We start from the raw sequence: 25,807 nt of genomic DNA, 5'->3' as shown, positions 1-25,807 counted from the left end.
GTGGAAGCGGCCCTTTCGATTGGCCGTTTGGCTTCTCTGCATCACGTCGGTAAAACGTCGGTATTGCGTCGGTGCGGAATCGGCGGAGGACAAGATGCTCAGGATCAACGACGATATCGCCATCGAGGACTGGGAACTGACGGAGCAGTTCGTCAGAGCCTCCGGTCCGGGCGGGCAGAATGTGAACAAGGTCGCCTCCGCGGTGGAACTGCGGTTCGAGGCGGAGCGGTCGCCGTCCCTTCCCGGTGCGGTCAAGGCGCGCCTGAAGCGGCTGGCCGGGCGGCGCTGGAGCAAGGATGGCGCGGTGGTGATCTTCTGCGACGAGACCCGCCATCAGGCCCGCAACCGCGAAATCGCGCGGCAGCGGCTGGCCGAACTCGTGCGCAAGGCCACTGAGCGGCCCAAGCGCCGTATCCCGACTCGGCCCACGCTGGGATCGAAGAAGCGGCGGCTGGAGGCGAAGAAGCAGCGCGGCGAGGTCAAGGCGCTGCGCGGCAAGGTGGATGAGTGAGGGGGCCCGTCCCTTGCCGGCAGGATCACTTTGCTGATGGGCATGGGCGCGGGACAATGCGGGCGACGTGGGTGTGATCAGGCCGCCCCTCAGGCCGGTGCCGGGCCCGGCTGCATCGCCATGTTGCACAGAATCTCGAACATCACCGACACGCCGAGATAGGCGGTCCCGCCCGAGGCGTCGAACGGCGGGGAGACCTCCACCAGATCGGCGCCCGCGATGGTCACGCCATCGAGCATCCGCGCCACCTGCAATGCCTGAAAGGCGTTCGGCCCCCCAACCTCCGGCGTGCCGGTTCCGGGGGCGAAGGCGGGGTCGATGAAGTCGATGTCATAGGACACATAGGTCGGGGCGGTGCCCACAATCTCTTTCGCCTCTGTCATCACGTCCTCGGGGCCGCGGGCATGAAACTCCTCGATCGGGATCACGCGCACGCCCACGCTCTCGGCGAAGTCGCGGTCCTCGCTGTCGTAGGTCGTGCCGCGAATCCCGATCTGCACCATGCGGCGCGGATCGAGCAGCCCTTCCTCGATGGCGCGGCGGAAGGGGGTGCCGTGCGTGTATTGCATGCCGTCGAAGTAATCCTTGTAAAGATCCGTGTGGCTGTCGAAGAGGATCAGGCCGAGCGGTTCAGGTTTGGCGAGTGCCCTGAGAATGGGCAGCGTCGACAGGTGATCGCCGCCCGCCGTCAGAGGCAGGAGTCCCGCCTCGCGCACCTTGGAATAGAACCGGGTGATGCGGTCCATGCTGTCTTCGATATCGACCGGATTAGGGGCCACATCCCCCAGATCGGCGCAGTTCGCACGTTCGAAGGGCCGCACGCCGGTCGCCCCGTTCTGGGCGCGGATCATCGTGGACATGTCCCGCATCTGGCGCGGCCCGTGGCGCGGGCCGGGGCGGTTGGTCGTGCCGCTGTCCCAGGGAACACCGATCAGCCCGATCTGCACCTGCGATAGGCGCGGATCGCCCGGATCGACATGGGGCAGACGCATGAAGGTGGGGATACCGGCGAAGCGGGGCAGATCGAAGCCGGAGACGGGTTGGAAGAACGGATCGCTCATGTCATTTCCTTAGGGCTTTGCGCCGCCATCTCGAATGGTGGAGCGGAGGAGTGGATCGGCGCCATCGGTCAGACCAGAACCTCCATCTTCTCCTGATCTCCGACGCCGAAGACACGCTTGTAGCGGGCAATCTCGTCTTCGGGGCCCATTGCCTTGTTGGGGTTGTCCGACAGCTTCACCGTGGGGCGGCCATTGGCGCTGACCGCCTTGCAGACGAGCGAGAAGGGGGCGAGGCGGTCGTCCTCAACCAACCCCCGGAAATCATTGGTCAGAAGTGTCCCCCAGCCAAAGCTGACGCGCACCCGGCCAGAGAATTTCGCCTGCAATTCCATGATCTTGTCTACATCGAGTCCGTCCGAGAAGATCACCATTTTCTTGCGCGGATCCTCGCCGCGGTCCTGCCACCAGCGGATGGCCATTTCGGCGCCCTTTTCGGGATCGCCCGAGTCGACGCGAATGCCCGTCCACCCCGAGAGCCAGTCGGGCGCGCGCCTCAGGAAACCATCGGTGCCGAAGGTGTCGGGCAGGATAATGCGCAGGTTGCCGTCGTGTTCCTCGTGCCAGTCGGACAGCACGTCATAGGGCGCGCGGGCCAGCTCCTCGTCGCTGTCGGCCAGCGCGGCCTGAACCATCGGCAATTCATGGGCATTGGTGCCGATCGCCTCCAGATCGCGGTTCTTGGCGATGAGGCAGTTCGAGGTGCCGACGAATTTTTCACCCAGCCCCTCGACCATGGCGCGCACGGCCCAGTCCTGCCAGAGATAGGAATGCCGCCGCCGGGTGCCGAAATCGGCGATGCGCAGGTCCGGCACCTCCCGAAGCTGCTCGATCTTTTCCCAGAGCTTGGTCATGGCGCGGGCGTAGAGCACCTGAAGCTCGAAGCGCTTCATCTCGTGCAGGACGGCGCGGCCGCGCAGTTCCATGAGCACGGCGAGGGCGGGAATTTCCCACAACATGACCTCTGGCCATGAGCCTTCGAAGGTCAGTTCGTATTGGTTTTCAACGCGTTCCAGATGATAGGGCGGCAGGCGCAGGGTTTCGAACCATTCCATGAAATCGGGCCGGAACATCTGCCGCTTGCCATAGAAGGTATTGCCGCGCAGCCATGTGCTTTCGCCCCGTGCCAGCGAGAGGGTGCGGATGTGATCGAGCTGCTCGCGCAGTTCCCCTTCGTCGATGAGATCGGCCAGCGGGATATGGGTGCTGCGGTTGATGAGTGAGAACGTCACCTGTGTGTCGCGGTTGTTGCGGAACACCGACTGGCACATCAGCAGCTTGTAGAAATCGGTGTCGATGAGGGAGCGGACGATCGGATCGATCTTCCACTTGTGGTTCCAGACGCGGGCGGCGATGTCGACCATGGATCCCTCCGGCAGTTGGCGCCCCAGTCTTGCCGCCTGCGGCCGGGGAGGGCAAGGGGTTAACGGGGCGGGCGCGGTTTGCGGAGTCCGGCAACGCGAATGCAGGGTTAACGCCTTGTTTTTCTGGCAAATGGGCAGGCTGCATCGCGTCGGTGAAACGTCGGTATCGCGTCGGTGCCGATGTCGGCGCGGGCGGGTTTAACGCGGCGCGCGGTGAGGGCGCGTTAACCTTTGTACCGGGGGGGGGCGGGGTTTGACCGGGCGGAGCGCGCGTGCCGCGCGCGCAGTGTCATCTTTGCGCTCAGGCCGCGCAGGCCCATGTCAGTATGCGCTCAGGCCGCGCAGGCCCAGGGGCTCTGCCCCGGACCCCGAGGTATTTTGCCCGAAAAGATGCGGCAGGCTCGGGCACGGGGTGCCGTCAGTCAGCCGCTGCTTGTGACGCCGGACGAGGTTGCCCAGTGTCGGTGTCACACCCGCATGGGCATCACGACATAGACCGCGCTGGTGTCGTTGCCTTCGCGCATCAGTGTCGGATCGCCGGCGGAGTTGAACAGGAAGACGGCATTCTCGCGGTCCACCTGGCTGGCGATTTCCAGCAGGTATTTGGCGTTGAAGCCGATCTCCAGTCGTTCGTCGGAATAGGCCACGGCCAGTTCTTCCTCGGCGGCGCCGCTGTCGGGGGCGTTGACCGAGAGCACGAGCCGGTCGTCGTCGATCTGGAGTTTCACCGCGCGGGAGCGTTCGGAACTGACAGTGGCGACGCGATCCACCGCGCGAGCGAAATCGGAGGCGTCCACCTCCATCTTGCGGGTATTGCCCTGCGGAATGACGCGGGTGTAATCGGGGAATGTGCCGTCGATCACCTTGGACGTGAGGGTGATGTCGGGCGTGGCAAAGCGGATCTTGGTTTCGCTGACCGACACGGCGATGTCCATCTCGTCATCCTCGAGCAGCTTGCGCAGCTCTCCGACGGTCTTGCGCGGCACGATCACGCCGGGCATGTCCTCTGCCCCGGCGGGCAGGGCGGCGTCGATGCGGGCCAGCCGGTGCCCGTCGGTGGCCACACAGCGCAGCGCGCGGCCCTCTTCGCCATCGGCCACATGCATGTAGACGCCGTTGAGGTAATAGCGCGTTTCCTCGTTGGAGATGGCGAATTTCGACTTGTCGAACAGGCGGCGCAGCTCTGGCGCCTTGGCGGAGAAATTCGAGTGGTATTCCGAAGAGGCCATCACCGGGAAGTCCTCTTTCGGCAGGGTGGCGAGCGAGAAATGCGAACGCCCCGCCTCGACCGACAGGCGCCCCGCGGCGCTGTCGTCCACAAGGGTGACAAGCGCCCCGTCCGGCAATTTGCGCACGATTTCATGCAGCATGGTGGCCGACACGGTGGTGGCGCCGGCGCGTTCGACCTGCGCGGGGGTCTTGTCCACGACCTCTATGTCGAGGTCGGTGGCGCGGAACTGCACCTGATCGCCTTCGGCCTCTATCAGCACGTTGGCGAGGATCGGGATGGTGTTGCGGCGTTCGACCACCGATTGCGCCTGAGACACCGCCTTGAGAAGCGTGCCGCGTTCAATGCTGAATTTCATCCCACGTATCCTCCGCATGCCGGGAGCGGCAAGGTATCCTATTTCCGCCCCGGCTCAAGACTTTTTGTTGTTTTGTGTGCCCTTGTGGCAGGGGCGTCAAGGGGCTGGGGGCGCAATCGCGCCGCCTGCGTCCCGAAGGTGGCCGATACCGGGGATCAGGCCTCCAGCGCGCGGCGCAGAAGTTCGAGATCCTCGGCCATCTGCCCGTCCTGTGCGCGCAGCTCCTCGATCCGCTTGACGCCGTGCATGACGGTGGTGTGATCGCGCCCGCCAAAGCGGCGCCCGATCTCGGGCAGGGAGCGCGAGGTGAGTTGCTTGGACAGATACATCGCGATCTGCCGCGGGCGGGCCAGCGTGCGCACCCGCTTGGGCCCGATCATGTCGGACAGGCGGATGTTGAAATGCTCGGCCACTCGGCGCTGGATCTCTTCGACGGAGATCTTGCGATCCGAGGCGCGCAGCACGTCCGACAAGCAATCCTGCGTCAGATCCATCGTGATCTCGCGCCCGACCAGAGAGGCGAAGGCGAACAGGCGGGTGAGCGCGCCTTCCAGCACGCGGACATTGGTGGAAATGCGGTGCGCGAGAAATTCCAGAACCCCGCTGGACAGGCGCAGGTCGGGGTATTGGCTGCGGTATTGTTCGACCTTCGATTGCAGGATGCCAAGGCGCAATTCATAGTCGGTGGGGTGCAGATCGACCACCAGCCCGCATTGCAGGCGCGAGCGGATGCGATCTTCCATGTCCTTGATCTCGCCGGGGGCGCGGTCGGCGGAGATGATGATCTGCTTGTTGCCGTCCACCAGCGCGTTGAAGGTGTGGAAGAACTCTTCCTGCGTGGAATCCTTGCCGGCGATGAACTGCACATCATCGACCATGAGAACATCGACAGAGCGGAAAAGTTCCTTGAAGTCCATCATCTTGCGATCGCGCAGGGCCTGCACGAAGCGATACATGAACTGCTCCGCCGAGAGGTAGAGCACGTTGAGATCGGGGCGGCGGGCGCGAAGTTCCCACGCGATGGCGTGCATCAGGTGGGTCTTGCCCAGCCCCACGCCGCCATAGAGAAACAGCGGGTTGAAGGTGACGGGGCCGCCTTCCGCCACGCGGCGGGCGGCGGCATTGGCCAGCTCGTTCGGTTTGCCGACCACGAAGGTGTCGAAGGTGAATCGCGGATCGAGCGGCGCGCCGGGCAGGGCGTCGTCGCGCGGGGGGGCGGTTTGCGCGGCAGGCTGGGCGGCGGAGGCCCGAGACGGACGGGCCGGGGTTTTCGCGGCCACCTGGAAATGGATGCGGCGCACGTTCTCGCCGGCGTGGGTGAGCTGTTTGAGGATCAGATCGCCGAAGTTCTGGGAGACGTAGTTGCCGATGAAATTCGTCGGCACGTTGAAAGTGGCGACACCGTCGGCCATTTCCGCGAACTCGATCGGTTCGATCCACGTCTTGAAGTTGTTTTCCCCGATCGTCCGAAGAATATTCTGCCTGAGTTCACCCCATTGATCCTGTGTCATGCGTCCCCGTTCCGCGTCGTTTCATGTCATTATTCCGGCCCCCCAGGGCCCGGATCACTGCCGTTTTGCCAGACACGACCGCCCTGTGCCCCGAAGGCCGTTGCGCACTGATCCATGCCTCCCACAGCGAGATCAGGGGGGTCTGAAGACCCTGTCGGACGGATCGACCGGAACGCTTCTGGCCACCCCCCAGCAGCCGTGTTTCCCCGGTCGATTTGATCCTTGCGCAATGGAAGACAGCATAACCAATCGCGGTGATACACAGGTAAGTCATTGCTTTTGAATACAAAAGCAATCCCTGTGCTGCGCACCGGACAGACCATTCGAGGTCTTTTCCGATTGGCTTCTGTCCCCCCAAGGCGAAGTGAATCGCAGGTTTGAAACTAGCAATTTCCCGGCAGGAGCGGCAACTGTTCTTAGACCTTGACTCTGTCATCGGGTGAAAAGAATCTCTGCGCTCTCGTTTTGGTAGCGCATAAAAAAGGACGCCGCGCGGGGCGGCGTCCTTTGTTTTCAACGATTTGTGTGGCCTCAGCCGAGCGATTTGACCCGCGAGGACAGGCGGGAGATTTTTCGGGCAGCGGTGTTCTTGTGGAACACGCCCTTGGTGACTCCGCGCATCAGTTCGGGCTGTGCGGCGCGCAGGGCGGCGGTGGCGGCTTCCTTGTCGCCGGAGGCGATCGCCTCTTCGACATTGCGCAGGAAGGTGCGGATGCGCGAGCGGCGGGCCTTGTTGACGGCGAGCCGGCGCTCGTTCTGGCGGGCGCGTTTCTTGGACTGGGGTGTATTTGCCATGGGTTTTCGGACCCTTTCGTCGTTCGGTTCGGTTTCTGAAATGCGTGATACCGTCCGAACGGACACGCCCGGCAAAGCGGGGCGATTCGAGCCTGAGCGGGCATCACGCGCATGTATGACGGCGCTCTCTAGCGGGTTTTGCGCGGGAAGGAAACCGAAAATTCAGCTGGCCGGACGTATGTGCGAATCGTCGTGGCAAAACTGCGCCTGACCCGCGCCGGACGAGGGCGGGCGCGACTCAACGCCGGGGCAGTTTCGGGCCATAGCCGCGCGTTTCAAGGCCCATCAGCGCCATGAGCACCCCCAGGACGGCGGCGAAATCCATCCCTGCGCGCACGAGGTGCCATTGTCCGGAAAACGGCGCGCGCAGAAGGTGCTCGATACCGAAGAGCGTCTTCTTCGCCATCGTGCCAAGGGCGCGCCAAAGACGGCGCGCGGGCGCCACCCCGCGCACGCGGTCGGATTTCACGAACGTCGTGCCCTCGCGCAGCCCGCGCAGGAGGAAATAGCGCAGCCACTTGCGGGTTTCGGGCACATGCTCATGCACGAGGGCGCCGGGAGCAAAGGCGACGCGCGCGCCTTCGCGTTCCAGCCGCGTGAGAAATTCCCAGTCGCTTCCCCCACTGCGGGCGAACTCCGCCCGGAACCAAAGCGCCGGATCTTCCGGCAGGGCGGCAAGGCGCAGCAGCAGATTGGGCGAGCCGTAGATCAGATGCTCCTTGTCGAGCAGCCCGCTCTGGCGAAGCCACTCGGGATCGCCCGGCCCGAGGTCGGCCCGGACAGGGCCGATGACGATGTCCGCCTTCTGATCCCGTGCGGTCGCCATCAGCGCGGACAGCCAGCCCGGCGCGGGCCACTCGTCGTCGTCGATACAGGCGATGAACTCGAATCCCGCGTCGCGCGCGCAGGCCAGAACGTGATTGCGGGCGGGCGATACGCCGGGGACGTCAACCCGGTCGTAGCGGATATCGAGGCGGCCGCGATGCCGGTCCAGGACGGGGCCTGCCGGATCGCGGCCGTTGTCGGCGACAAAGAGAGTCAGGGGCCGCCCGCCGATGTCATCGGGCAGATGCGTCAGAAGCGTGTCGAGCATCGCGTGCCGGTCGCATGTGCAAACGGCAACGCAGGTGGTGGCCGTCGCACCGGAAGGATCGGATGCGAAGGACACGAGCGCGCCCTACTTGTCGCGGAACTGCGCTTCGCGCTTGTCGAGAAAGGCGCTCATGCCCTCTTTCTGGTCCTCGGTCGAGAAGAGCGCGTGAAACAGCCGCCGTTCGAATAGCAGCCCTTCGGAGAGCGGCGTTTCATAGGCGCGGTTCACCGCTTCCTTCACGGCCATCGAGGCCAGCACCGATTTCTCCGCAATCTTGGCTGCGGCGCCCATCGCCTCGTCCATGAGTTTCCTCGCCGGCACCACGCGGGAGACGAGGCCCGAGCGTTCGGCCTCTTCGGCGTCCATGAAGCGGCCCGTCAGGTGCATGTCCATGGATTTCGACTTGCCCACGAATTTCGTCAGGCGCTGGGTGCCGCCGATGCCGGCGATCACGCCGAGATTGATCTCGGGCTGGCCGAACTTGGCGGTGTCCGACGCGATGATGAAATCGCACATCATCGCAAGCTCGCATCCGCCGCCGAGCGCGTAGCCCGAAACGGCGGCGACAATCGGCTTGCGGGTGCGGGCGATGGTGTCGCCCTCGCGGCCGAAGAAATCCGAAAGGAACATGTCCACGAAACTCTTCTCGGACATTTCCTTGATGTCGGCCCCGGCGGCGAATGCCTTTTCCGATCCAGTCAGCACGATGCAGCGCACCTTGTCGTTGGCGTCCGCCTCTGACAGGGCCCGCCCCAGTTCGCGCAGAAGCTGTGAATTCAGCGCGTTCAGGGCATCCGGCCGGTTCAGCTTGATCAGGGCGATATGATCTTCGATTTCGACGATGATCGTCTCAAAAGCCATCAGGACTGCTTTCCATTGTTGCGGTCAGGATCGAACCCTTACCATCAAAACAAGGTTGATCAAGCTATCTTTGGCATTGCGGACAGTAGAAGGAGGAGCGCCCCGATTGGACCGCTCGCGCGATTCGCGCATCGCAGCCGAGCGCGCGGCATGGGGCGCCCTCGCGCCCGTATACATCGAAGCTGTGCTGAAAATATCCAAGCTCTCCATCGGCTTGGCGGTAATCGCGCAAGGACGACCCGCCCGCCGCGATTGCCTCTGACAGCACCTGCCGGATGATGGGAACGAGCGCGGCGCCCCGCGCGCGAGAGATGTTGCGGGCGCGGCGCCGCGGAGAGATGCCCGCGCGGAACAGCGCCTCGCAGACATAGATATTGCCCAGACCGGCAATGAGTCGCTGGTCCAGAAGCGCCGATTTGATCGGCGTGTTGCGGGCCCTGAGCGCCTCCGACAGATAGGTCTCGTGAAATTCATTGCCCAGCGGTTCGGGCCCCAGACGCGCCAGAAGCGGGTGCAGATGCTCTGATCCGGTGGGCATCAGGTCCATCGCGCCAAAGCGGCGCGGATCGTTGAAGGTGACGCGCGCCCCGTTGTCCATGTCGAGCACCACATGGTCGTGCCGTTCGGGCGCGGGATGATCGTGGACAAAGCGGCCCAGCGGATCGCCCGAGACCAGAATCCGCCCAGACATGCCAAGATGGATCAGCAGCGTCTCGCCGGTATCCAGATCGGCAAGAATGTATTTCGACCGGCGGCGCAGGCGGTCCACCCTTGCCCCGGTCAGGCGTTGCGCCATATTCGCCGGGAAGGGCCAGCGCAGATCGGGCCGGTTGACGCGGGCGTGCGCGATCACGGCGCCGGTCATCACCGGTTCCAGTCCGCGGCGAACGGTTTCGACCTCTGGCAATTCGGGCATGGGGGCGTCCTTCGTGGCAGGGGCGCCATTGTGCGCCCTTCCGGTGCCCTATAAGAAGACCGCAACGGAGAAAACGGCAAGAGCCATGAGTGACGACGACAGAAAAACCACGCATTTCGGTTTCGAGACGGTGCCGGAATCCGAAAAGGCGGGCCGGGTGCGGGGCGTCTTCAACTCGGTCGCGAGCAAATACGACGTGATGAACGACGCCATGTCGATGGGGGTTCACCGCATCTGGAAGGATGCAATGATGGACTGGCTCGCGCCGCGCGCCGGTCAGCGGCTTCTGGATGTGGCGGGGGGCACCGGCGACATCGCCTTTCGCTTTCTGGCGCGCGCGGGGCGGGGTCATGCCACGGTGCTCGACCTGACAGAGCCGATGCTGGTGGAGGGGCGCAAGCGCGCCGAGGCCGGGCGGATGGAGGACAGCCTCGACTGGGTGGTGGGCGACGCCATGGCGCTTCCGTTCGCGGATGGCAGCTTCGATGTCTACACGATCAGCTTCGGCATCCGCAATGTCACGCGGCCCGAGGTCGCGCTCGCGGAGGCGTTCCGCGTGCTGCGTCCGGGCGGGCGGCTGATGGTACTGGAGTTCAGCCAGATCCCGAACGAGATGATGCAGAAGATCTATGACCTCTATTCCTTCAACGTCATCCCGCGCATGGGGCAGGCGATCGCGGGGGACCGCGACAGCTATCAGTATCTGGTGGAATCGATTCGGCGCTTTCCCGATCAGGACACCTTCGTGTCGATGATCCGCGCCGCCGGGTTCGAAAACGCCAAATACCGCAACCTGTCGATGGGAATCGCGGCGCTGCACTCAGGCTGGAAACTGTGAGGGGGCCGCACAACATCTGGCGGCTGATCCGCACCGGCGCGACGCTGGAGCGCACGGGCGCGATGGGCTTCGTGCTCGATGCGTTCGAGGCGCCGCCCGCGCTTCGGGTGCTGGCGCGGAGCGTGGCCTGGCCATTCCGCTGGCTGGGCTACCGGGGCGATCCGGCGATGCCGCCGGCGACACGCGCGCTCACCGCGCTGGGCCCGGCCTACATCAAGTTCGGTCAGGTGCTCTCGACCCGCCCCGACGTGGTGGGCGAGGACATGGCGCGGCAGTTACGCGTGTTGCAGGACGATCTGCCGCCCTTCGACACGGCGACCGCGAAGAAAAGCGTTCTGCATGAGCTGGGCCGCGATCCCGACGTGATCTTCAGCGCGTTTTCCGGACCGGTGGCGGCGGCCTCGCTGGCGCAGGTCCACAAGGCACGGATCGCGGAGACCGGAGAGGAGGTCGCCGTCAAGGTGCTGCGCCCCGGCATAGAGCGGGCTTTCCGCAAGGATATCGACGCCTTCTATTTCGCCGCCGACGTGATCGAGTTCCTGCTGCCCTTCTCGCGCCGGTTGCGCCCGCGCGATGTCATCAGGCATTTCGACGGCGTGGTGTCGGGGGAGCTGGACCTGCGCCTCGAAAGCGCCTCGGCCAGCGAGTTCGCCGACAACACCGAAGGCGACGCCGGGTTTCAGGTGCCCCGCGTGAAGTGGGAGTATTCCGGCCGCCGGGTGATGACGCTGGGCTGGGCGGAGGGCGCGCCGCTGGGCGACAACGCGGCGCTCGATGCCGCCGGGCACGACCGGCACGCGCTGGGCAACCGGGTATTGTCGCTGTTTCTCAACCACGCGCTGCGCGACGGCTATTTTCACGCCGACATGCATCAGGGCAACCTCAAGGTCGCGGCCAACGGCGACATCATCGCCTATGATTTCGGGATCATGGGCCATATCGACGAATACACCCGCCGGGTCTATGCCGAGATCCTCTATGGCTTCATCCAGCGCGACTACAAGCGCGTCGCGGAGGTGCATTTCGAGGCCGGCTATGTCCCCCCCGACCGCGACGTGGACGAATTTGCCCGCGCCCTGCGCGCCGTCGGAGAGCCGATCTTCGGCATGGACGCCACGCGCATCTCGATGGGCCGGCTGCTGAGCTATCTCTTCGAGGTGACAGAGCGGTTCGGGATGGAGACCCGCACCGAACTGATCCTGCTGCAACGCACGATGGTCGTGGTCGAGGGGGTCGCGCGCTCGCTCGATCCGGCGGTCAACATATGGGACGTGGCCAAGCCGGTGGTGAGCGACTATATCCGCCAGAGCATCGGGCCGCGCGCGCTGGCGCGCGATCTGGCCCTCACCGCGAAGGTGATGGCGCGCTTCGGCCCGCGCCTGCCGGGCCTGATGGAGGATCTCCTGATCCGGCAGGCGCGGGCCGAGCCCGCCCCGCGCCCCGCGCGCTGGCCGTGGGTTCTGACCGGCGGGCTGGGCGGTCTGGCCATTGGCGCCGCCGCCGCGTTCGGCGCCGCCGTCTGGCTGCTGTGAGCCACGATTGAACGCGCCCTTGTGCGTCTTTTCGGGTCAAATATCTCGGGGGGTCCGGCGGGCGGCGCCCCCCGTCACAGCCATGAGTCGCGCCGCAAGGCGCACAATCGGGTCAGCCTCAGTTCATGAGACCCGCGTGGCGCATGGCCGCGTCGATCCGGGCCTTGGTGCCATCCAGAAGCCCGGTCAGCGGGCAGCGGACCTCGTCGCTGCACAGGCCAAGCCGCGACATCGCGTATTTGGCGCCCACCAGCCCCGGCTCAAGGAAAATCGCCTCGTGCAGCGGCATCAGCCGATCCTGATAGGTCAGCGCGGTGGCGTAATCGCCCGCCAGTGTCGCGGCCTGAAATTCCGCGCAGAGGCGCGGCGCGACATTGGCGGTCACGGAAATGCAGCCCACCCCCCCATGCGCGTTGAAGCCGAGCGCGGTCGCGTCCTCTCCCGAAAGCTGGATGAAGTCCGGCCCGCAGGTGCCGCGCTGCTCGCTCACGCGGGCCAGATCGCCGGTGGCGTCCTTCACCCCGACGATGCGCGGCAGTTTCGCCAGTTCCGCCATCGTGTCGGGCATCATGTCCACGACCGACCGCCCTGGAATGTTGTAGATGATGATCGGCAGGTTGCAGCACTCGTGCAGTGCGGTGAAATGCGCGACCATGCCGCGTTGCGTCGGCTTGTTGTAATAGGGCGTCACCACCAGCGCGGCATCGGCGCCCGCCTCTTCGGCGAACCGGATGAAGCGGATGGCCTCGACGGTGTTGTTCGATCCCGCCCCGGCGATCACCGGCACGCGGCCCGCGGCGGCCTTGACGACTTCGGCGATCACGGTTTCATGCTCTTCATGGCTGAGCGTGGGGCTCTCGCCGGTGGTGCCGACGGGGACAAGCCCGTTGCTGCCTTCGGCGATATGCCATTCGACAAGTTTTTTGAGCGTTACCAGATCCAGCGCGCCGTTCGAGAACGGCGTGACGAGGGCGGGAAGGGACCCTTTGAACATGACACGCTCCTTTGTTTCGGTTCCGGTCGGATCAGGTTATGACCGACGGTCTGCCCCGCCTGCCGCAGTTGTGAATTGAGAGGGGGGGCAGGCGCGGATATATAGAAAGGGTCTATCCTTTGTCGATCTGGAAATTGCAAGAGATCATGCGCATATTCCCGTTTTTGCTGCTGGCACTTTGTCTTGCGTCCGGGGCATCGGCGCAGACCCGGACCCCTGTGTCCGAGGCGATGGACGCCCTGCGCACCGGCGATTGGGACGGGGCCGCGAGCGCGGCGCGGCAGGGCGGTCAGGTGGCCGCCGACATCGTCACATGGCACCGGCTGCGCGCCGGGCGGGGCGAGGCGAGCGAGGTGCGCGCCTTTCTCGCGCGCAACCCTGACTGGCCGGGGATGGACTATCTCCGCAAACAGTCCGAGGGCGCTTTTTCCGGCGCCTCAAGCGACTGGATACTGGAATTTTTCGACGGGCAGCCCGCGCAGACGGCACAGGGCGCGCTGATCTACTCCGACGTCCTGCAACGCGGCGGAGAGCTGGGCGCGGCGCAGGCGGGGATCGTTCTGGCGTGGCGCACCCTGCCGATGGGCACGCAGGAACAGGCGGAATTCATCCTCAACTATGGCGATATACTGGCCCCGCATCACGAGGCGCGACTCGACATGGCGCTCTGGCGCGGCTGGGAGGAGAACGCCGAGCGGATGCTGCCGCTTGTCGGCGAGGACTGGCAGGCGCTGGCGCGGGCGCGGATCGCCCTGCGCGGAATGCGCCCCGGTGTCGATTCGCTGATCGAAGCGGTGCCGGCGCGGCTTCGGGATCATCCGGGGCTGGCCTATGAACGGTTCCAGTGGCGCGCGCGCAAGGGGCGTGACGCCGATGCCATCGAGGTTCTGCTGGAGCACAGCAAGGCCGGCACGCTGGATGAACCCGGGGAATGGGCCGGATGGCGCCGCGCGCTCGTGCGCTCGCAGATGCGGGAGGGGCGCCATGAGCAGGCCTATGAAATCGCATGGACGCATGGATTGACGGAAGGGTCCGCCTACGCCGATCTGGAATGGCTGTCGGGCTATCTCGCTCTGCGGTTTCTGGACCGGCCCGATCTGGCGCTCGGTCATTTCCTGAAGTTCGAAAAGGCGGTGGAGACGCCGATTTCCATGGGCCGCGCGGGATACTGGATCGGCCGCGCGCTGGAGGCCCTGGGCGACGATGAGGCGGCGGCGAAGGCCTATGCCGGCGGCGGGCAGTTCCAGACCAGTTTCTACGGGCTTCTGGCGGCGGAAAAGGCGGGGATGCCCCCCGATCCGGCACTGGCGGGCGGGGAGGCGTTTCCCGACTGGCGGCAGGCGTCCTTTACCCAATCGAGCGTGCATCGCGCCGCGATGCTGTTTCTGGAGGCCGGAGAGCTGACACTGGCAGAGCGGTTCTGGACGCATCTGGCCGAAAGCCAGGACCGCACCGGGATGGGGCAGCTTGGCCGGATGGCGATAGAACTGGACCAGCCGCATCTCGCCGTGATGCTGGGCAAACGGTTCGCGCAGGCGGGCATCGAGATCCCGGGCCCCTATTACGCTCTGCATCCGCTGGCAAAGCGCGATCTGCCGGTGGCGCCCGAAATGGCGCTCGCCATCGCTCGCCGCGAGAGCGAGTTTGACCCCGCCGTGATCTCCCACGCCGGGGCGCGCGGGCTGATGCAGCTCATGCCCGGCACGGCGCGGCAGGTGTCGGCGGCGCTCGAACTGGAATACGATGTCTCGAAGCTGATCACCGATCCGGTCTACAACGCCAGACTTGGGAGCGCCTATCTCGCCGGGCTGTCGCGGCAGTTCGGCGGCAACGTGGTGATGGTCTCGGCGGGGTATAACGCCGGGCCGTCCCGCCCGGTGCGCTGGATGAAAGATCTGGGCGATCCGCGCAGCGGCGAGAGGGACGTGGTGGACTGGATCGAGCATGTCCCCTTCTCGGAGACGCGCAATTACATCATGCGCGTGGCCGAAAGCCTGCCAGTCTATCGCGCGCGCCTCGGCAAGGCGCCGCATCCGGTGCCATTCAGCGAGGAACTTGTCGGCGGCACGCTTTCGGTCCCCGATGCGCCCATCGACTAGGCGCAACGCGCCCTAGCGTCTCACCCGCCGCTCCCGCCAGAGGGTGAACAGCCCCGCCGCGACCACCACGGCGGCGCCGGCAACGACGTTGAGGCGCACCACCTCGCTGAACACCACGAGGCCGATCACCGCCGCGAAGGGCAGTTGCAGATAGGCGAAGGGCTGCACCGCGCTGGCCTCCGCCGCCTCGTAGCACTTGATCAGCAGCCAGTGCCCCAGCGCCCCGGTCAGGCACAGCGCGCCCATCCAGCCCCAGTCCGGCCCGGTCATCGCCTGCCAGTTCCAAAGTCCGATCGGCGTCATGTAGATCACCCCGACGATGCCGACATAGAAGAAACTCGTATCCGACCTGTCGAGCCGCGAGACAAAGCGCGTCAAAAGCCCGTAAAGCGCGAACAGCGTCGCCGCGATCAGCGGCACGATGGCGGCGGGCTGAAACACCCCGGTGCCCGGTTGCAGGATGATCAGCACCCCGGAAAACCCCGCCGCGATCGCCGCCCAGCGGCGCCAGCCCACCGCCTCGCCGAGGATCGGCCCCGACAGTGCCGCGATGATCAGAGGGTAGGAAATGAAGATGGCATGGCTCTCGACCAGCCCCAGCAGGGTGAAGGCCGCCACCATCACGCAGATCTCGGTCGCCAGCACCAGCCCGCGCAGGATTTGCAGCAACGGTTGCGTGGTCGTGGCCACCCGCCGCAGCCCGCCGCGCTGGCGCATGGCGATGGCGGTGACGAAGGCGGCGAGAAACCAGTAGCGGATCATCACCACCATGAAGACGTTGTAGGTGTCCGCCAAGTGACGCGAGATACCGTCCTGCATGGCAAAGACGAAGCTCGCCCCGATCATCAGCCCGATCCCCAGCCGCGTGTTGAAACCCGCCATGCTCAGCCCTTTCGCGCGGTGGTCATGTGGCGCTTGCGCCCGAAGCCGGGCACGCGGGTGACGGCAAATCCCGCCGCCTCGAGGTTGCGGCGCACGAACCCCGCGGCGGTATAGGTGGCCGCCGTGCCGCCTGCCTTGGTGTGCGCGGCCACCTGCGTCATCAGCGGCGCCTCCCACATCTCGGGGTTGCGGGCGGGGGAGAAGCCGTCAAGAAACCACGCGTCTGCCTGCCAGCCCTGCCGCGCGAGCGCGCTGCGCGCATCGCCGATGATCACCCGCGCCTCGATCCCCTCCAGCGTGGACAGGCCCGGATCCTCGGCCCAGGCGGTGGTCAGGCGCGCGGCCCGGTCCGCGAGTGCCGGAAAGGCCGCCAGCGCCCGCGCCATCGCGTCCGGCGGGATCGGGAACCGCTCGAAACTGGTGAAGCGCAGTGGCGCGGTCATCCCCGCCTCCTCCCATGCCGCCCAGGCCGCCAGCAGGTTGAGCCCGGTGCCAAAGCCAAGCTCCGCGATGTGAAACCCCGGCGCGAACCGATCGGGCAGGGCGTTGCCGCGCAAGAAGACATGCCGCGTCTCCTCCAGCCCGTTCTCAAGGCTGAAATAGGGATCATCGAACCTTGTGGAGACGGGTATCGCCCCGCCGCGCCATGTCAGCGCCTCGCTCTGGTCGCTCATTGCCGGATGCCTTACAGGATGTGGCATGAGGTTTGACCAAAGGGGGGCGTATTTGCAATGGCCGATGTCACGGTGATGGGGGCGGGGGCGTTCGGCCTGTCGGTGGCCTGGGCCTGCGCGGCGCGTGGGGCAAAGGTGCGGGTGATCGATCCCGGCGGCGTGGGGGCGGGGGCCTCCGGCGGGATCGTCGGGGCGCTGGCGCCGCATGTGCCCGAGAACTGGAACAACAAGAAGGCGTTTCAGTTCGACAGCCTCGTGATGGCAGAGGATTTCTGGGCGCGGGTGGAGGCGGCGGGCGGCGTGTCCGCGGGCTACGGGCGCACCGGGCGGCTGCAACCCGTGATGGATGCGCGCGGGCTCGATATGGCGAGGGCACGAACGGACACCGCCGCGACCCTGTGGCAGGGACGGTTTTCATGGACCGTGACGGACGATCCCGGCGACTGGGCGCCCCGCTCGCCCACGGGACACTGGATTCGCGATGACCTGAGCGCGCGGATGCACCCGCGCCGGGCCTGCGCCGCGCTCGCCGCCGCGATCCGCGCGCGCGGTGGCGAGATCGTGGCGGATGGCGCCGCCGACGGGGCGGTGGTCTGGGCGACCGGCTGGCGCGGCCTGCTAGAGCTGTCCGGCGACATGGGCCGGCCGGTGGGCAACGGCGTGAAAGGGCAGGCCGCGCTCCTGCACCTAGACCGGCCCACGGCGCCGCAGCTTTTCGCGGATGGTCTTCACATCGTCCCGCACGCCAATGGCACGGTGGCGGTCGGCTCCACCTCCGAGCGGGAGTTCGATGACCCGGACACCGTGGACGGGCAGATCGACGCGGTGCTCGCGCGGGCCGTGGAGGCGGTGCCGGCGCTGCGCGGCGCCCCGGTGCTGGAGCGTTGGGCCGGGGTGCGGCCACGGGCGAAAAGCCGCGCGCCGATGCTGGGGCGCCACCCGCTGCGCGGGGCGGAGTTCATCGCCAACGGCGGCTTCAAGGTCGGCTTCGGCATGGCGCCGAAGGTGGGCGAGGTCATGGCCGATCTGGTGCTTGAGGGGCGCGACGCGGTGCCGGAGGGGTTTCGGCCCGAGGCGTCGCTGTGATGGGCCGGCGCCCCAACGGGGCCGGCGCCGCTGCATCTTTTCGGGAAAAATACCTCGGGGTCCGGGGCAGAGACCCGGGGCCTGCGCGCAGATCATGCTGTGCGCGCGGCACGCCCGCTCCGCCGGGTCAGCCCCGCCGATAGAGGAAACACCGCCCCTCCACCGCCCCTTCGGGCAGCGGCATCGGCTCCAGCGCCTCGAAATACATCCGGTCGGACGAGACCATGATCCCCCCCGGCGCCAGCAGCGGCTCGATCAGCGGCGAGACCTTGCGCGCGAAGGCGTCGTTCTTTTCCAGATTATGCCCGCCAAGATCGGCATGCACGATCCGCGCCGTCGCCCCGAAGCGCCTGAGCGCCTGCGGCAGCGTCTCCATCACGTCGCCCATAAGGATCTGCGCGCGCGGCGGCGTCGAGGCCGGGTTGGAGGCCACTTCGCGGTCGAAGACGAACACCTCCTCCTGCGAAAGCCGCTCGCGCAGGTGATCGTAGGTGCGCCCGTTGCCAAGGCCCAGTTCGAAGACCGGCCCGCCCGTCGCGGCGGTTTCGCGCACCGCGAAATCGATGCAGGCGCGCTGCGAAACCATGCGGTTGATGAAGATGTCGAGACGGCTCATCGGGTGTCTCCTGCTGTGTCACGCCCCCGTCATGTCGGGGTGCATCAGCCTCTAACCCGGATCGCTGCGCTTTGACAGGGGCGGCGCAGCTTGCGGGACGGCGGGAAATGATGTTTCACTTACTGCCGTGCGGGTTCGCGATCCTGTCGCAAGACAATGAGCGCGCGCCGGTTCGTCCGCTGCGGGAGGGATGAGGTTGCGCCTTTGACGGAACTTTTGAAGGTAGAGGGGCTGTCCATCGGGTTCGGATCGGACGCCCCGGTTGTTGATGATGTGAGCTTTTCCGTCGCCGCCGGTGAAACCCTTGCCCTCGTGGGCGAGAGCGGATCGGGCAAGACGCTCAGTTGCCGTGCCGCGCTGCGTATCCTGCCGGGGGCGGCGCAGGTGCGCGCGGGCCGGGTAATGTTTCACGGCCGGGACGGGCCGCGCGACCTTCTGGGGTTGAGCGAGCGGCGCATGTGCGACATTCGCGGCGACCGGATCACCATGATCTTTCAGGAGCCGATGCGCTCTCTCTCGCCGCTGCACCGGATCGGCAATCAGGTGGTGGAGGTGCTGCGCCTGCATGGCAAGGCGTCAAGCGGGCGCGGGCGCCGCCGGGTGCTCGACACCTTCGCGCGCGTCGGCTTTGCCGATCCCGAACGGATCTGGCGGGCCTATCCGTTCGAGTTGTCGGGCGGGATGCGCCAGCGCGCCATGATCGCCATGGCCATCGTGTCCGAGCCGGAACTTCTGATCGCCGATGAGCCGACGACCGCGCTCGACGTGACCACGCAGGCGCAGGTTCTGGGCCTGATCAAGCAGGTTCAGAAGGACATCGGTATGGGGGTGATCCTTGTCACCCACGATCTTGGCGTGGTGGCCAATATGGCCGACACGGTGACGGTGATGAATCGCGGCCACGTGGTGGAGGCGGGGCGCGCGCACGATGTTCTTGGCGATCCGGCGCATGGCTACACCCGGCATCTTTTCGCCGCCGCCCCGGCGATCCCCGAGGTGTGCGAGTTGCCTCACGAGGCCGATGACCGCGATCTGATCCTCGAGATGACCGATGTCTCCAAAAGCTATTTCGTGCGTGGCGCGGCGCCGTGGTCCCCAAAGCTCTGCGTGCAGGCGGTGCGCGGCGTCTCCCTCGCGGTGGAGCGGGGCCGCACGCTGGCCGTGGTCGGCGAAAGCGGGTCGGGCAAAACGACCTGCGCGCGCCTCGCGCTGGGGGCGGAGCCGCCCGATCGGGGCGGGCAGATCCGGTTCCGCCATGCCAGCGGGTCCGATCCGATCGACGTCACCGCGCTCAGCCGCGATGAGAAGATGGCCTTCAAGCGGCACGCGCAGATGGTGTTTCAGGATCCCTATTCCACACTCAACCCCCGGATGCGGGTGAAGGAGGCGCTGACCGAACCGCTGGAGATTCACCGCATCGGCACGGGGGCGGAGCGGCTCGACCGCGCGGCGGAGGTGCTGCGCTGGGTGGGGCTGAGCCCGAACATGCTGCCGCGCTTTCCGCATGCCTTCTCGGGCGGGCAGCGCCAGCGCCTGTCGATCGCGCGGGCGCTGATGCTCGATCCCGATTTTCTGGTCTGCGACGAGCCGACATCGGCGCTCGACGTGTCGGTGCAGGATCAGATCCTCACCCTGTTGGAGGATATTCGAGACCGGCTCAATCTCAGCTATCTTTTCATCAGCCACGATCTTGCCGTGGTGGCCCGGATCGCTGATGAGGTGGCGGTGATGCGGCAGGGGCTGGTGGTCGAACAGGGCGTGCCGGAGGCGCTGTTTCACGACCCGCAGCATCCCTATACTCGCGCGCTGATCGCCGCGCAGCCGGAGCCGGATCTCGCCCGCCCCATCGACCTGGGCATCGTGGCGCAGGGGGCGGGCGCGCCGGATGGCTGGCCCGAGGCGTATCGGTTCACAGGCAACATCGCGCCACCCCTGTCGGTGGTGGCGCCGGGGCACAGGGTGCGCTGCCATGTTTGAACGCCTTGCCACGATCCTCGCCGCGCTGATGCTGGCGCTGCCCGCGCTCGCGCTCGATTACCGCGAAAGCACGTTCTGGGGCGATGAGGTCGCCGCCGGCGATCTGCCGCCGGTCGCCGAGCGTGTGCCGCAAACCCCGCGTGTCGTCGATCCGCCCGCAAAGGGGCGCGAGTTCGGCACGCAGGGCGGCACGCTGCGCACCATGGTCACGCGCACCAAGGACGTGCGGCAGATGGTGGTCTACGGCTATGCCCGGCTTATGGGCTATGACCGCGACTACACCCTGCAACCGGACCTGCTGCGCGCCATCGACGTCGAGGAGGGGCGCAGATTCACCCTGCATCTGCGGCCCGGTCACCGCTGGTCTGACGGCGCGCCCTTCACCTCCGATGATTTCGCCTACTGGTGGAACCATGTCGCCACCCATCCGGAGCTGAGCCCGTCGGGCCCCGAGGAGTTTCTGCGAGTGCGGGGGGAATTGCCCGATGTGCGCTTTCCCGATGCCCACACCGTGATCTTCGAGTGGGCGCACCCCAACCCCGACTTCCTTCAGGCGCTGGCACAGGCGCGCCCGCCTTTCATCTACCGGCCCGCGCACTACCTGCGCCAGTATCACGCCGATTTCGCGGACCCCGATGACCTGAAGGCGCTGATGCGTGAGAAACGGGTGCGAAGCTGGGCGGCACTGCACAACCGCTATGACAACATGTACAAGTTCGACAACCACGAATTGCCGACGCTGCAACCGTGGATGCTCGCCACCGCCGAGGGCAAGAGCCGCTTTCTCTTCGTGCGCAACCCCTTCTATCACCGGGTCGATGCGCGCGGCGTGCAGCTTCCCTATATCGACGTGGTGGAGATGCTGGTGGTCGGGCCGGGGCTGGTGGCGGCCAAATCCAACGCCGGTGAGGTCGATCTTCAGGCGCGCGGCCTTGATTTCAACGATGTCTCCATCCTCAAGAAGGGCGAGGCGGAGCGCGGTGAATACCGCGTCCTGCTCTGGGACAACGGGACCGCCTCGCAGATCGCCATCTATCCGAACCTGAATTTCAACGATCCGCTCTGGCGCGGGGTCATGCGCGACGTGCGGTTCCGGCGCGCGCTCTCGCTTGGGATCGACCGGCGGATGATCAACCGCGCGCTTTATTTCGGGCTGGGGGACGAGGGCGGCATGACCGTTCTGCCGCAAAGCCCCTTTTTCCGCCCCGAGAACCGAAGCGCATGGGCACGTTACGACCCGCAGGAGGCGAACCGCCTGCTCGATGAAATGGGGCTGACGGAGCGTGACGACAGCGGTATCCGCCTTCTGCCGGACGGGCGGCCCGCGTGGTTCGTGATCGAGACCGCCGGAGAGCGGCAGGAGGTCGAGAACGCGCTTCAGATCATCACCGACACGTGGCGCGAGATCGGGATCAAGCTGGTGATGCGCCCGCTGGAACGCGGCATCCTGCGCAACCGGGTCTATTCGGGGGTCACGATGGCCTCTGTCTGGTATGGCTGGGACAACGGGTTGCCGCAGGCCGATACGCGCCCGGCCCATGTCGCGCCGCATCAGCAGGATTTCCTCGCATGGCCGAAATGGGGGCAGCATTACCAGACGCACGGAGAGCTGGGAGAGCCGCCCGACATGCCCGCCGCCCGCCGCCTGATGGATCTGGCCGACGAATGGGCCCGCACCGCCAGCCCCGAACGCAAGGCCGAAATCTGGCAGGAGATGGTCGACATCCACGCCGAGAACGTCTTTGCCATCGGAATCCTGTCGGGGGCGCCGCAGCCCGTGGTCGTGTCCAACCGCCTGCGCAACGTGCCGCAAGACGCGATCTGGGCATGGGATCCGGGGGCGCATTTCGGGATTCACCGGATGGATGAATTCTTCTTTGCCGATGATCCCGCGCCGGAGGGCGAGAGCTGATGGCGATACTGCGTTTCGCCGTCATGCGGCTTCTGACCATGCTGGCCACGCTTGTCGTGGTCTCCGCTCTGGTGTTCGTCATCATCAACCTGCCACCCGGCGACTACCTGTCCAACCAGATCGACGAGCTGCGCGCGACCGGGCAGGAGGCGGGCATCGCCAAGGCCGAGTTTCTGCGCAAGGAATACGCGCTCGACCGTCCGATCTGGGAGCAATACCTGATCTGGGTCGGCTTCGCCCCCGGACCGCAGGGGTTTTCCGGGATGCTTCAGGGCGATTTCGGCTGGTCGTTCGAGTTTGACCGCCCCGTTGCCGACCTTGTCGGGGAGGCGCTGTGGCTTACGATCCTGGTCAACCTTGCCGCCGTTCTCTTTGTCTATGCCGTGGCGCTGCCGCTGGGCGTGCTGGCGGCGGCGCGGTCCAAGACGTGGGTGGATTACACCACCGCCTTCGTCGGCTATCTGGGCCTTGCCACGCCGAACTTCCTGCTAGCGCTGATCCTGTTCTACTACGGGCACAAATACCTCGACCTGCCCATCGGCGGGCTGATGGCACCACGGTTCGAGGGTGAGCCGATGAGCTTCGAGAAGATGCGCTCCATCCTCATTCACCTGATCATCCCGACCTTCGTGATCGGCACCTCCGGGGCCGCCGCGATGCAGCAGCGCCTGCGCGCCAATCTTCTTGACGAGCTGAGCAAACCCTACGTGGAAACCGCCCGCGCCAAGGGGATGCGCGAAAGCCGGATGCTGGTGAAATACCCGCTGCGCGTCGCCTTCAACCCCTTCGTGGCCGACATCGGCACGCTGCTTCCGGCGCTGATTTCCGGCTCTGTTCTGGTGTCGGTGGTGCTCGGGCTTCAGACCATTGGGCCGGTGCTGCTTCAGGCACTGAAAAGCCAGGATCAGTTCCTCGCCGGGTTTGTGCTGATGTTCGTGGCCCTTCTGACGCTGATCGGCACGCTGGTTTCCGACCTGCTTCTGGCGCTGCTCGATCCGCGCATCCGCTTCGGAGGGCGCGAAACATGACCACCCTGCCCGATGGCCGCTATGTCGATGACCGACCCTATGCGCCCGAGGATGAAAGCGAAGTCCGCAACCCCGATCTCGACGCGCCGAACTGGCTTCTGATCTGGCGGCGCTTCCGGTCGCACCGGCTGGCGCTTCTGGCGGGGATTTTCCTGCTCCTGTCGTATGTGCTGCTGCCCTTTGCCGGGTTCATCGCGCCCTATACCGCGAGCGAGCGGCATGCCGATCACCTCTATGCCCCGCCACAGATGGTGCATTTCTTTCACGAGGGGCGGTTCATCGGCCCGCATGTGATCCCCCTCACCGCAGAGGCAGATCTGGAAAATTTCCGCTGGACCTACATTCCCGACCGGGACAACCCCGCGCCGCTCAAATTTTTCTGCGAGGGCGGGGAATACCGGCTCGCGGGGCTGATCCCCACAGACCGGCATCTTGTCTGCGCGCCGGAGGGGGCGACGCTCTTTCTTCTCGGCTCCGACCGGCTTGGCCGCGACGTGTTCTCGCGTATCCTTTACGGCGCGCAGCTTTCGCTCACCGTGGGGCTTGTCGGGATCACCGTGTCCTTCGCCATCGGGATCGTTCTGGGCTCCATCGCGGGGTATTTCGGCGGGTTCGCCGACTGGTCCATCAACCGGGTGATCGAGATCCTGCGCTCCCTGCCGGAATTGCCGCTCTGGCTGGCGCTGTCGGCGGCGGTGCCAAGCCATTGGGGGCCGGTGGCGGTGTTCTTCATCATCTCGATCATTCTCGGGATTCTCGACTGGCCCGGCCTTGCCCGCGCGGTGCGATCCAAGTTCCTGTCGCTGCGCGAAGAGGAATTCGTGCGCGCCGCCGAGATGATGGGCGCGGGGCCGCGCCGGGTGATCGGGCGCCACCTTCTGCCCAACTTCCTGTCGCATCTGATCGCCAGCGCCACGCTGTCGATCCCGGCGATGATCCTTGGCGAGACGGCGCTGAGCTTTCTGGGTCTGGGGTTGCGTGCGCCCGCCGTGAGCTGGGGGGTGATGCTCAACGACGCGCAGAACCTCGCCTCGATCGAGATCTATCCGTGGACGGCGATCCCGATGCTGCCGATCGTGATCGTGGTGCTGGCCTTCAACTTCCTTGGCGACGGGCTGCGCGATGCGCTCGATCCCAACCGCCCGTGACCCGGCGCGCGCAACGCGCGCTTGGGTGACGATGGCGTTCAGGGGCACGGCACCGACATCGACACCGACGCAATACCGACGTTTTACCGACGTGATGCCGAAAGCGTGTTTCCAAGCGAAATCAGCGCGTTAACCTGTGATTCGCCCCATCAGGCGACCCGGTGCCCCGCAGACCACACCCCCCGCAATCCCGGCACGCCCTCCAGCCGCCGAAAGCGGATCAGATCGGCGCGCTGCCCGATGGCGAGCTCGCCCCGATCCTCAAGCCCCGCCGCCCGCGCCGGGGCGCGGCTTACCGTGGCGATCCCGTGCGCCATGTCGCCCCACAGATCGCCAAGCTGCACGGCCGCCAGCAGAAGCGCGGCAGGCACGTAGTCCGATGACAGGATGTCCAGAAGGCCCTCGCGCGCCAGTTCATGCGCCGCCACATTGCCCGAATGAGAGCCGCCGCGCACGAGGTTCGGGGCGCCCATGATCACGCTGAGCCCCCTGTCCCGGCAGGCTTTCGCGGCCTCCATCGTGGTGGGAAACTCCGCGATGCGCGCGCCATGCGCCTGTGATGCGGCGACCTGCTCTTCGGTGGTGTCGTCATGGCTGGCCAGCACCGCGCCAAAGCGCCGCGCCTCGGCCACCGCCCCGGCCTCATGCCGGTCCCCGTGGCGCGCGCGCAACTCCTTGAGGGTGGCGACATGCTCGGTGAACTCGGCCTCGTTCAGCCCCCGTTTGCCCATCACGTAGGATTTCAGCTTGGTCAGGTCGCGGAACTGCCGCTGGCCGGGCGTGTGATCCATCAGGCTGACGATGCCGATCCGATCCTCGGGGCCGAACTCCGCCATCTCCTCCAGCAGGGAATCGGAACATATTTCGGCCCGAAGGTGCAGGAAATGACTTATTTTCAAGGCTTTGCGTGCGCGAAGGTCAAGCATTTCACTCGCCAGCTCCCGCGCGTAGCGGGTTTGATCCACCCCGTCCGACGTGACCAGACCCACGCGCATCGCGTCAAAGACGGTCGTGATTCCGGTGCCCGCAAGCTCCGCGTCATGGGCCATCATCGCTGCCTGGTGCGGCCAGGACACGCGCGGGCGCGGGCTGATATGCCGTTCGAGGTTGTCGGTATGAAGCTCCACCATCCCCGGCGCGACATAATCCCCGTCGCAATCCACCGCGCCTGTGGGCACAGCGGCGCCCCCGGCAATATCCGCGATGCGCCCGTCGCGCAGAACAAGGCTTCCGGTCAGGGTTTCGCCGGGCAGGACCAGCCTGGCATTGGCGAGGATAAGGTCTTGTGTCATCAGGGCGTCACCCTTCCTTGGCAGGTCGGTCGGA

22 protein-coding genes are annotated in these 25,807 nt (G+C 66.1%); 9 read left to right on the top strand and 13 right to left on the bottom strand.

Going from position 1 to position 25,807, the window contains the following annotated elements; translation table 11 throughout:
- Positions 1–94: 94 nt before the first annotated feature.
- Positions 95–511 (top strand): alternative ribosome rescue aminoacyl-tRNA hydrolase ArfB, encoded by a 417-nt coding sequence (gene arfB, locus BMW66_RS08195; RefSeq protein WP_093117402.1) that lies wholly within the window; start codon positions 95–97, stop codon positions 509–511.
- Between the two features lie 89 nt (positions 512–600).
- On the opposite strand, the gene BMW66_RS08190 is transcribed toward arfB, so the two are convergent.
- From BMW66_RS08190 to mutM, 8 genes are all read right to left on the bottom strand, one after another.
- On the bottom strand, positions 601–1,572 hold the full coding sequence (locus BMW66_RS08190) for an agmatinase (RefSeq protein WP_093117319.1): 972 nt from the start codon (positions 1,570–1,572) through the stop codon (positions 601–603).
- A 68-nt stretch (positions 1,573–1,640) separates the two neighbouring features.
- Positions 1,641–2,933: a nicotinate phosphoribosyltransferase gene (gene pncB, locus BMW66_RS08185; RefSeq protein ID WP_093117317.1), complete on the bottom strand. Its 1,293-nt coding sequence runs from the start codon at positions 2,931–2,933 to the stop codon at positions 1,641–1,643.
- 467 nt (positions 2,934–3,400) lie between these two features.
- Positions 3,401–4,519, bottom strand: a complete 1,119-nt coding sequence (gene dnaN, locus BMW66_RS08180; RefSeq protein ID WP_093117315.1) for a DNA polymerase III subunit beta — start codon at positions 4,517–4,519, stop codon at positions 3,401–3,403.
- Positions 4,520–4,674: 155 nt separating this feature from the next.
- Positions 4,675–6,030 (bottom strand): chromosomal replication initiator protein DnaA, encoded by a 1,356-nt coding sequence (dnaA, locus tag BMW66_RS08175; protein ID WP_093117313.1) that lies wholly within the window; start codon positions 6,028–6,030, stop codon positions 4,675–4,677.
- A 531-nt stretch (positions 6,031–6,561) separates the two neighbouring features.
- Positions 6,562–6,825 (bottom strand): 30S ribosomal protein S20, encoded by a 264-nt coding sequence (gene rpsT / locus BMW66_RS08170; RefSeq protein WP_093117311.1) that lies wholly within the window; start codon positions 6,823–6,825, stop codon positions 6,562–6,564.
- Between the two features lie 238 nt (positions 6,826–7,063).
- Positions 7,064–7,993, bottom strand: a complete 930-nt coding sequence (locus tag BMW66_RS08165; RefSeq protein WP_139196137.1) for a glycosyltransferase family 2 protein — start codon at positions 7,991–7,993, stop codon at positions 7,064–7,066.
- A gap of 9 nt (positions 7,994–8,002) precedes the next feature.
- On the bottom strand, positions 8,003–8,779 hold the full coding sequence (locus BMW66_RS08160) for an enoyl-CoA hydratase (RefSeq protein WP_093117307.1): 777 nt from the start codon (positions 8,777–8,779) through the stop codon (positions 8,003–8,005).
- A 64-nt stretch (positions 8,780–8,843) separates the two neighbouring features.
- On the bottom strand, positions 8,844–9,695 hold the full coding sequence (mutM, locus tag BMW66_RS08155) for a bifunctional DNA-formamidopyrimidine glycosylase/DNA-(apurinic or apyrimidinic site) lyase (RefSeq protein ID WP_093117305.1): 852 nt from the start codon (positions 9,693–9,695) through the stop codon (positions 8,844–8,846).
- Between the two features lie 85 nt (positions 9,696–9,780).
- Here mutM and ubiE point away from each other — a divergent pair, with 85 nt between their 5' ends.
- The gene (gene ubiE, locus BMW66_RS08150) at positions 9,781–10,533 is read left to right on the top strand and encodes a bifunctional demethylmenaquinone methyltransferase/2-methoxy-6-polyprenyl-1,4-benzoquinol methylase UbiE (protein ID WP_093117303.1); all 753 of its coding nucleotides are present in this window, start codon (positions 9,781–9,783) and stop codon (positions 10,531–10,533) included.
- Positions 10,530–12,065, top strand: a complete 1,536-nt coding sequence (gene ubiB, locus BMW66_RS08145) for a 2-polyprenylphenol 6-hydroxylase (protein ID WP_093117301.1) — start codon at positions 10,530–10,532, stop codon at positions 12,063–12,065. Before ubiE ends, ubiB begins: the two co-directional genes overlap by 4 nt.
- 118 nt (positions 12,066–12,183) lie before the next feature.
- Here ubiB and dapA read toward each other — a convergent pair whose 3' ends face one another.
- The gene (gene dapA, locus BMW66_RS08140) at positions 12,184–13,059 is read right to left on the bottom strand and encodes a 4-hydroxy-tetrahydrodipicolinate synthase (RefSeq protein ID WP_093117299.1); all 876 of its coding nucleotides are present in this window, start codon (positions 13,057–13,059) and stop codon (positions 12,184–12,186) included.
- Positions 13,060–13,205: 146 nt separating this feature from the next.
- On the opposite strand from dapA, the gene BMW66_RS08135 reads away from it, so the two are divergent.
- Positions 13,206–15,158: a lytic transglycosylase domain-containing protein gene (locus tag BMW66_RS08135; RefSeq protein ID WP_093117401.1), complete on the top strand. Its 1,953-nt coding sequence runs from the start codon at positions 13,206–13,208 to the stop codon at positions 15,156–15,158.
- Between the two features lie 12 nt (positions 15,159–15,170).
- Here the strand turns inward: BMW66_RS08135 and BMW66_RS08130 are convergent, their stop codons facing one another.
- Together BMW66_RS08130 and mnmC2 are read right to left on the bottom strand one after the other, a co-directional pair.
- Positions 15,171–16,040 carry a DMT family transporter gene (locus tag BMW66_RS08130; RefSeq protein ID WP_093117297.1) on the bottom strand — a complete coding sequence of 290 codons (870 nt, stop codon included), beginning with the start codon at positions 16,038–16,040 and terminating at the stop codon, positions 15,171–15,173.
- A gap of 2 nt (positions 16,041–16,042) precedes the next feature.
- Positions 16,043–16,714, bottom strand: a complete 672-nt coding sequence (mnmC2, locus tag BMW66_RS08125) for a tRNA (5-methylaminomethyl-2-thiouridine)(34)-methyltransferase MnmC2 (RefSeq protein WP_093117295.1) — start codon at positions 16,712–16,714, stop codon at positions 16,043–16,045.
- Between the two features lie 57 nt (positions 16,715–16,771).
- On the opposite strand from mnmC2, the gene BMW66_RS08120 reads away from it, so the two are divergent.
- A complete protein-coding gene (locus BMW66_RS08120) occupies positions 16,772–17,800 on the top strand; it encodes an NAD(P)/FAD-dependent oxidoreductase (protein ID WP_093117293.1) in 1,029 nt (342 codons plus the stop codon).
- 127 nt (positions 17,801–17,927) lie between these two features.
- Here the strand turns inward: BMW66_RS08120 and BMW66_RS08115 are convergent, their stop codons facing one another.
- The gene (locus BMW66_RS08115) at positions 17,928–18,416 is read right to left on the bottom strand and encodes a class I SAM-dependent methyltransferase (RefSeq protein ID WP_093117291.1); all 489 of its coding nucleotides are present in this window, start codon (positions 18,414–18,416) and stop codon (positions 17,928–17,930) included.
- 204 nt (positions 18,417–18,620) lie between these two features.
- On the opposite strand from BMW66_RS08115, the gene BMW66_RS08110 reads away from it, so the two are divergent.
- Genes BMW66_RS08110 through BMW66_RS08095 form a run of 4 tightly spaced genes read left to right on the top strand, consistent with a single transcriptional unit; the run spans position 18,621 to position 24,481 of the window.
- Entirely contained in the window at positions 18,621–20,393 is a 1,773-nt protein-coding gene (locus BMW66_RS08110) for an ABC transporter ATP-binding protein (RefSeq protein ID WP_093117399.1), read from the top strand.
- Complete coding sequence (locus tag BMW66_RS08105; protein ID WP_093117289.1) at positions 20,386–22,305, top strand: ABC transporter substrate-binding protein; 1,920 nt, start codon at positions 20,386–20,388, stop codon at positions 22,303–22,305. The genes BMW66_RS08110 and BMW66_RS08105 overlap by 8 nt, the downstream gene beginning before the upstream one ends.
- On the top strand, positions 22,305–23,333 hold the full coding sequence (locus tag BMW66_RS08100; protein ID WP_093117287.1) for an ABC transporter permease: 1,029 nt from the start codon (positions 22,305–22,307) through the stop codon (positions 23,331–23,333). Before BMW66_RS08105 ends, BMW66_RS08100 begins: the two co-directional genes overlap by 1 nt.
- Positions 23,330–24,481 (top strand): ABC transporter permease, encoded by a 1,152-nt coding sequence (locus BMW66_RS08095; RefSeq protein ID WP_093117285.1) that lies wholly within the window; start codon positions 23,330–23,332, stop codon positions 24,479–24,481. Before BMW66_RS08100 ends, BMW66_RS08095 begins: the two co-directional genes overlap by 4 nt.
- Positions 24,482–24,630: 149 nt before the next feature.
- On the opposite strand, the gene BMW66_RS08090 is transcribed toward BMW66_RS08095, so the two are convergent.
- Complete coding sequence (locus BMW66_RS08090; protein ID WP_093117283.1) at positions 24,631–25,773, bottom strand: alpha-D-ribose 1-methylphosphonate 5-triphosphate diphosphatase; 1,143 nt, start codon at positions 25,771–25,773, stop codon at positions 24,631–24,633.
- Positions 25,774–25,807: the final 34 nt, after the last annotated feature.

It is taken from the genome of Salinihabitans flavidus, from assembly GCF_900110425.1.
GTDB lineage: Bacteria > Pseudomonadota > Alphaproteobacteria > Rhodobacterales > Rhodobacteraceae > Salinihabitans > Salinihabitans flavidus.
This window is presented reverse-complemented; position numbering and strand designations above follow the sequence as displayed.